General features: G+C 37.6%; 5 protein-coding genes and 5 tRNA genes. 2 read left to right on the plus strand and 8 right to left on the minus strand.

Going from position 1 to position 6,976, the window contains the following annotated elements; genetic code table 11:
* Window positions 1-13: 13 nt before the first annotated feature.
* From D8848_RS02455 to D8848_RS02465, 3 genes are read right to left on the minus strand one after another with little or no spacing between them, the layout of a single operon-like run.
* Window positions 14-886, minus strand: a complete 873-nt coding sequence (locus D8848_RS02455; RefSeq protein WP_045605757.1) for a carbohydrate ABC transporter permease — start codon at window positions 884-886, stop codon at window positions 14-16.
* Window positions 887-904: 18 nt separating this feature from the next.
* Complete coding sequence (locus D8848_RS02460) at window positions 905-2,155, minus strand: extracellular solute-binding protein (RefSeq protein ID WP_125442998.1); 1,251 nt, start codon at window positions 2,153-2,155, stop codon at window positions 905-907.
* Between the two features lie 34 nt (window positions 2,156-2,189).
* Window positions 2,190-4,352, minus strand: a complete 2,163-nt coding sequence (locus D8848_RS02465; RefSeq protein ID WP_125442999.1) for an alpha-galactosidase — start codon at window positions 4,350-4,352, stop codon at window positions 2,190-2,192.
* Window positions 4,353-4,459: 107 nt separating this feature from the next.
* Between D8848_RS02465 and D8848_RS02470 the strand changes: the two genes are divergently transcribed.
* Together D8848_RS02470 and birA are read left to right on the plus strand one after the other, a co-directional pair.
* Window positions 4,460-5,296, plus strand: a complete 837-nt coding sequence (locus tag D8848_RS02470; protein ID WP_125443000.1) for an AraC family transcriptional regulator — start codon at window positions 4,460-4,462, stop codon at window positions 5,294-5,296.
* Between the two features lie 20 nt (window positions 5,297-5,316).
* Window positions 5,317-6,252 (plus strand): bifunctional biotin--[acetyl-CoA-carboxylase] ligase/biotin operon repressor BirA, encoded by a 936-nt coding sequence (gene birA / locus D8848_RS02475; protein WP_045605749.1) that lies wholly within the window; start codon window positions 5,317-5,319, stop codon window positions 6,250-6,252.
* Between the two features lie 185 nt (window positions 6,253-6,437).
* On the opposite strand, the gene D8848_RS02480 is transcribed toward birA, so the two are convergent.
* The 5 genes from D8848_RS02480 to D8848_RS02500 form a co-directional block, all read right to left on the minus strand.
* Window positions 6,438-6,525, minus strand: a tRNA-Ser gene (locus tag D8848_RS02480).
* 6 nt (window positions 6,526-6,531) lie between these two features.
* Window positions 6,532-6,605: transfer RNA gene (locus D8848_RS02485), tRNA-Ile, on the minus strand.
* A 34-nt stretch (window positions 6,606-6,639) separates the two neighbouring features.
* Window positions 6,640-6,710, minus strand: a tRNA-Gly gene (locus tag D8848_RS02490).
* Between the two features lie 20 nt (window positions 6,711-6,730).
* A tRNA-Phe gene (locus tag D8848_RS02495) sits at window positions 6,731-6,803 on the minus strand.
* 3 nt (window positions 6,804-6,806) lie between these two features.
* Window positions 6,807-6,880: transfer RNA gene (locus D8848_RS02500), tRNA-Met, on the minus strand.
* Between the last annotated feature and the right edge of the window lie 96 nt (window positions 6,881-6,976).

Consider the following 6,976-nt stretch of genomic DNA (forward strand, 5'->3'; position numbering starts at 1 on the left):
TAAGACTCCCCTATTAGATTTCAAATTTCTTTGATAGTTTGATTTGGATCAGAGAAACAATTCCAATAATTAAGAATAAAATCAAGGCAATTGCATTCGCATATCCATATTGATTACTCTTGAAGGCATAGTTATAGACTAAAAGACCAAGAGACGTTGTAGCATTATTTGGGCCACCACTCGTCAAGGCAAAAATTTGGTCAAAGGCAGTCAAACCAGACTTAAGAGCTAGGATAAAAACCATAGAAATCGTTGGCAACAAATATGGTAATTCAATTTTCCAAAAAGTTTGTTTGCTTGTTGCACCATCAATTGATGCCGCCTCCAAAATATCAGATGGAATACTCTGAAGACCAGCAAGAAAGAGAATAATTGGCATTGCTACTCCTTGCCATAGAAGAACAAAAATGGTTGCTACTACCGCACCGATCGGTGTTCCTAATAGACTTTCTTGTAAAAAACTAATCCCTAAAATTTTTCCAATCGTTGGAAGACCATAGTTAAAGAATTGTTTAAAAATCAAGGAAACTGTCAAACCAGACAAAACCGCTGGAAAAAAGAACCATGCTCTAAAGAAGGTCTGCCCTTTCATCTTAGAATTTAAGGCTCGAGCCACAATCATCCCAATTGTAATCTCTCCAATAATCAATGCCAGAGTTAAAATCAAAGTAAAAGCAATGGCTGTGAAGAATTTCCCATCAATCATCAGCAATTTGTAGTTATTCAGACCAACAAATTTATAATTATAGGTCAATCCAGTCCAGTTAGTCAAACTATAGAAAGCACCTTGTACCATCGGAAAGTAAAAGAAGATAGCTTGTAATGCAAGCGGGATGAGCAAAAAAGTCCAACCCCAGTATTTATTTAAAAATTTTCGAATAGCCATATCATCTTAACTCCTATTCTAGTCCAAATCTGCCTTCATTGGATTAAAGAAAGCATTGAGATTGTTTGCCATATTTTTCAGATTTTTATCCATCAAGTAACCTGCACTTAGATTGAAAAAATCTTCTTCAGAATTCCAGTGTTGGCCCAACCAAACATAATGTTTATCCGTAAATGCCAGTTTAGAAATCTCTGCAAGTGCTGAATCTTCTTTTTCCTGTACACCTTTTACCGCAACTGGTGATCCATCCACATCATAATATTCTTGCATAGCTTTTGAACTAGTCATATAGCTGATAAATTCTTCGGTTTCTTTAGGATGTTTGGTAGTAGCTGAAGTTGATAATGCCATGTCCCCTGCACCAACAGTGACTTCTTTTCCTACTTCTTCTCCTGGGAAGGCAAACATCCCCACATCAAATTTTGGATCCTGTTGATTAATTGCCGCTAATGCCCATGATCCTTGTGGCATCATCAAGGCTTTTTCATTCGAGAATGCTACCACCGCATCATTATAAGAGGCACCACGCCATCCATCTTGAGCATTGTCTGCCAACAAATCTAGTCGTTCTGCATCTGCTTTTAAAATAGCATCATCTGCAGAAATAGAGTTAGGTTTTGAAAAGCGAAGATAGTTATTAGCTGCGTCCCCACTGCCTGTAATAGTAATGAGAGAAAGTTGGTGGTAACCGTTTAATGTCCATCCCTCATTGCCTGCAACTGAAAACGGAGAATTCCCACTATCTTTTATCTTTTTAACAATCTCTTGAAACTCTTTAAAAGTCTTCGGTTCCTCCAGTCCTAATTCTTTAAATTTTGTTTTATTGTAATAGATTCCATAAAGGTTAGCAGTTAAAGGCACACTATAAATCTTATTATTGATTGCATACTTTTCTGCATAGTCATTCTTAATATTCTCAAGATAAGATTTCCCTGTCATATCTGCAAAGTAACCTGCTTTTGCCCACTCCTGAAAATCCATATTTTGAGGATAGATATTAACAATATCTGGAATATCTCCTGATAAAATCCGAGTCTTCAGAACAATGCCAGCTGCCGGAACAGTCGTCAGTTTTACATCAATAGTAGGATGATCCTTTTCAAAATTATCTACAATTTTTTGCAAAGTATCCGCCATTTCGGTCTTCTGGTTAAAAAATTCAATCGTTACCTTTCCATCAGTCGATTGATTATTCTGACCACAAGCTGTTAGACCTAGTAAACTAGCACCAGCGACTAAAAGAAAACCTGCTTTCTTATACCATTTCATTGGAAAGCCTCCTTTATAAATTTATACACATTTATTATAGTCTTCTAAAAATATACTGTTTACTCAAAAAATCTCCCTGGGATAAGATAACAGTTAAACCTGCATACATGAGTTCTGCACCTGAGTAAACTACTCCATTTTCCTGTAATTCATACAGTCCCTCTTCAACCAAATCTTTTAATTTTAAAGTTGTTTCCATGGTCTCTACAACAGATAAAACTCGGACGTAGCTTACAATCGTTTGATTTCCATAGTTAAATTGTACAGCTACTTCATTGGATTTAGCATCGGGATTGATTAACCTATACTGGTTTCCCAACTGGACTACTGGTCGCAATTCTTTATACAAGTTCACCTGATTAGCAATCTCAGCTTTCTCTTCATCTGATAAACTTGTCAAATCAAGCTCATATCCCAAATTTCCCATCATTGCTACATGGCCACGTGTTTCTAATGGTGTCATTCGTCCCATCTGATGATTCGGTACTGCTGAAACATGAGCCCCCATAGAAATGGTTGGATAGAGATAGGATGAACCGTATTGAATTGGTAAACGTGCAATAGCATCAGTATTATCACTTGCCCAGACTTGTGGGAAATAACGCATCATACCAAGATCATTTCGTCCACCACCACCAGAGCAGGACTCAAAGAGAATATGTCTGTGCTTCTCTGTCAGATAAGAAACGAGTTCATAAAGCCCCAGCATGTACTGATGAGATTGCATCTTTGTCTCTAGATAAGTTAATCCATTCCCTAGCTTAGTCATATTACGATTCATATCCCATTTAATGTAATCAAGCTCATGATAAGATAGGAGTTCATCTAAAACATTTTTCAAATATTCTACTACCTGAGGATTGGCAAGATTAAGTACTAATTGATTTCTAGAATAGGTATGTTCATATCCTGGAACCTGAATAGCCCAGTCAGGATGTTTACGATACAAATCGCTATCTACAGAAATCATCTCAGGTTCTAACCAAAGCCCAAACTGCAAACCTCTTTCATGGATAGCTGAAATCAGACTTTCTAGACTTCCACCCAGTTTTTTCTCATTAACAACCCAATCACCTAAAGCACGATTATCATCAAAACGATTGCCAAACCAACCATCATCTAATACAAAAAGTTCAATGCCAACTTTCTTAGCTTCATCTGCTAGCTCTAACAGTTTTTCTCTCTGAAAGTCAAAGTAAGTAGCTTCCCAGTTATTAATTAGAATTGGGCGTTCTTTTTTAGAAAATTTACTTGGCATAATGTGCTTCAGTACAAAATTCTGACTTGCATGACTAACACCAGTTAATCCCTTGTCTGAATAGGTCATTAAAGCTACCGGTGTTTCAAAGTATTCCTCAGGGTCTAACTTCCAAGAAAAGTTTTCCGGATTAATCCCAATAGCCAGCCGAACTTCATTCAATTGATTCTTTTGAACAAAAGCTTCAAAGTTTCCACTATACATTAGTTGAATAGCAAACACATTCCCTTCATCCTCTGTTATTCCTTGATCACAGAGTAGAAGAGCTGGTGTTTGAGCATGCCCAGAAGCTCCACGGTTCGAACTAATTGAAAAGATTCCTTGTTCTACCTGTTGACGTCGAACAGTCTTTTCACGAGCATAAGCACCCTGCAGAGTTACGATTTCGTAAGCTGCCGCTGGAAAATCAGCCATAAAAGAAAAGTCTTTATGAATGACAACTTCCTGATTACTATTATTCACTAATTTACTGTAGCTAGCAATAGTCGAATCATTATCAAAAGCAGTATAATACAAATTCAGACTAAGTTGGGCCTTAGAATCTTCTAACATTAAGACAAGAGTCTCTGTATTATCCATGCTATGTGGAGAAGGTAAGCCCTGTGGACCGTTCTGACCTTTTAAAATTTTTGCTTCTACAAATCGAAAGTCTGTTACTTCAGTTACACTATGCTGAATCTGTATAGTTGGTTTCCTAAAATCTCCTAAGCCATGTTGCCCAAAAATATGACGTTGAGTATCTAAACTAAAGGTTCGATTAGTAGCTGTTGGATTTCCTGAAAAGGCATGGTCCCGTTCATAAACACTATTGGAACCTTTATAGTTCTTAATAGTCTTTCCTAAATGTTTCAAAAGTAAGTAGCCATTTCGATTTTCAATAATCAAACTTAGATTTTTACTTTCAACATAAAATAGATTATTCTCTATCCTAACTCCCATTTACTTCACCTCATCACTTTATAGATTATATTTTATCATCTGAAATCGCTTTCCAAAATAGAAAAATGTCTCAAGAATATGGTAAAATGTTAGGTAGGAGGTAGCACATGCTAGTTTTTTCAGAATACCAGACTGGAACAATTGACCTTTCCCTAAGCTTTTATGGATATGAGGAATGCACACCTAGTTACTCTTTTGGTCCAGCAATTCGAGATACATACGTCCTGCATTACATTACCAAAGGACAAGGAACATTTCATTACAAGGGTAAAATTGTTGATTTAAAAGAGGGAGATTTCTTTCTATTAAAACCAGAGGAACTAACCTTTTATCAAGCAGATAGTAAAGAACCTTGGGCCTACTACTGGTTAGGAATCACTGGAGGGAAAGCTCCTGATTATTTTGCTCTTTCTCAAATTTCTGATCAATCCTATCTCATCCAATCTGAAACTTGCCATACCCAGACCACTGCAAAACTCATCTCAGACATTGTTCGCTTCGCTCAGATTACAAAATCCAATGAATTAGCTCAACTCCATATCATGGGACAACTCCATGAACTGATGTTTCATCTGGGAACTATTGCTCCCAATCAGAAAAAAAAGAATATTTCATCAACCTACCAACTCTATCTTGAATGCAAAAGATTAATTGATAGCCACTATCCTCAATCACTTACAATTCAAGATTTAGCAAAAGAACTATCCGTTCACAGAAGCTACTTATCAAGCGTATTCAAAGAATTTAACACCTTATCCCCAAAAGAATACCTACTATACGTTCGAATGTATCGAGCTAAACAACTTCTCGAAAATACCCAAGAGTCAATCAAGGTAATTGCATACTCGGTAGGCTTTTCAGATCCACTACATTTTTCTAAAGCTTATAAACAATACTTTAATCAGACTCCAAGTCAAACAAGAAAAGAATATTCTCAACACTAACTAGTGAGAAAGGAAACACTATGAAATCCTACCAAGCCGTCTACCAAATTCTAGCTAAAGAAACCGACTATATCAGCGGAGAAAAGATTGCAGAAGAACTATCACTGACCCGAACATCAATTTGGAAAGCCATCAAGCGTTTAGAACACGAAGGCATTGAAATTGATAGTATCAAAAACAAAGGCTATAAACTGGTGAATGGAGACCTTATTCTTCCAGAACTTCTAGAACAAAATCTTCCAATTAAAATCAGTTTTAAACCCGAAACAAGATCAACACAACTCGATGCAAAAGAAGCAATTGATTTAGGAAATGAAGCAAACACCCTCTATCTAGCTTCCTATCAAACAGCTGGCCGAGGCCGTTTTCAACGTTCTTTCTACTCCCCACAAGGTGGCATTTATATGACACTCCATCTCAAACCAAATCTCCCCTATGACCAATTACCATCCTACACACTACTTGTAGCAGGAGCTATCTACAAAGCCATTAAGAACCTAACATTAATAGATGTCGACATAAAATGGGTCAATGATATCTACCTCAAAAATCATAAAATTGGAGGAATCCTCACTGAGGCAATGACGTCTGTAGAAACTGGCTTAGTCACAGATATCATTATTGGAGTAGGAATCAACTTTGCTATCAAAGACTTCCCTCAAGAATTAAAAGAAAAAGCTGCTAGTTTATTCAAAACTCCAGCACCTATAACCAGAAATGAATTAATCATAGAGACCTGGCGTGCTTTCTTCGAAACACCAGCAGAAGAGCTATTATACTTATACAAAAAACAATCATTCGTTCTAGGAAAAGAAGTGACTTTCACACTAGATCAAAAAGACCACAAGGGACTTGCTAAAGATATCTCAGAAAATGGCAAACTTTTAGTTCAATGTGATAACGGAAAAGAAATCTGGCTCAATAGCGGAGAAATCTCACTCAAGAGTTGGAAGTAGTAATAAACAAGCACAACCATAAAATCAACAATATATAAAGATTTTAGCTTTTCTGCAGCCCACTACAGTTGACAAAGAGCGCAAAAAAACTTCAGATAAGTAATCCAATTAAGTTTTACAAATCTGAAGTTTTTATTCTACTATTCTTAAAAATACAAAAAAAGAGTTATAAACTCTCAATAAAACGGAGAATAAGGGATTCGAACCCTTGCGCCAGTTACCCGACCTAACGATTTAGCAAACCGTCCTCTTCAGCCTCTTGAGTAATTCTCCTATTAATGGGCACGAGTGGACTCGAACCACCGACCTCACGCTTATCAGGCGTGCGCTCTAACCACCTGAGCTACGCGCCCAAGTTAAAAACTTGGTATTTTGAACAAAGTTCAAAGCGGGTGACGAGAATCGAACTCGCGACAACAGCTTGGAAGGCTGTAGTTTTACCACTAAACTACACCCGCATACACACTATAAGTAAAAATGGCGCGAGACGGAATCGAACCGCCGACACATGGAGCTTCAATCCATTGCTCTACCAACTGAGCTACCGAGCCTTATTGCGGGAGCAGGATTTGAACCTACGACCTTCGGGTTATGAGCCCGACGAGCTACCGAGCTGCTCCATCCCGCGTTAATACAAAAGGAGGATGTGGGATTCGAACCCACGCACGCTTTTACACGCCTGACGGTTTTCAAGACCGTTCCCTTCAGCCGGACTTGGGTAATC

This window comes from Streptococcus mitis (assembly GCF_003942775.1).
Taxonomy (GTDB): domain Bacteria; phylum Bacillota; class Bacilli; order Lactobacillales; family Streptococcaceae; genus Streptococcus; species Streptococcus mitis_CN.

Excerpts from the sequence above, each read along its gene's own strand:
- D8848_RS02455 (WP_045605757.1), bottom strand. The coding sequence starts at position 886 with ATGGCTATTCGAAAATTTTTAAATAAATACTGGGGTTGGACTTTTTTG.
- birA (WP_045605749.1), top strand. The coding sequence starts at position 5,317 with ATGAAATCCTACCAAGCCGTCTACCAAATTCTAGCTAAAGAAACCGAC.
- D8848_RS02465 (WP_125442999.1), bottom strand. The coding sequence starts at position 4,352 with ATGGGAGTTAGGATAGAGAATAATCTATTTTATGTTGAAAGTAAAAAT.
- D8848_RS02460 (WP_125442998.1), bottom strand. The coding sequence starts at position 2,155 with ATGAAATGGTATAAGAAAGCAGGTTTTCTTTTAGTCGCTGGTGCTAGT.
- D8848_RS02470 (WP_125443000.1), top strand. The coding sequence starts at position 4,460 with ATGCTAGTTTTTTCAGAATACCAGACTGGAACAATTGACCTTTCCCTA.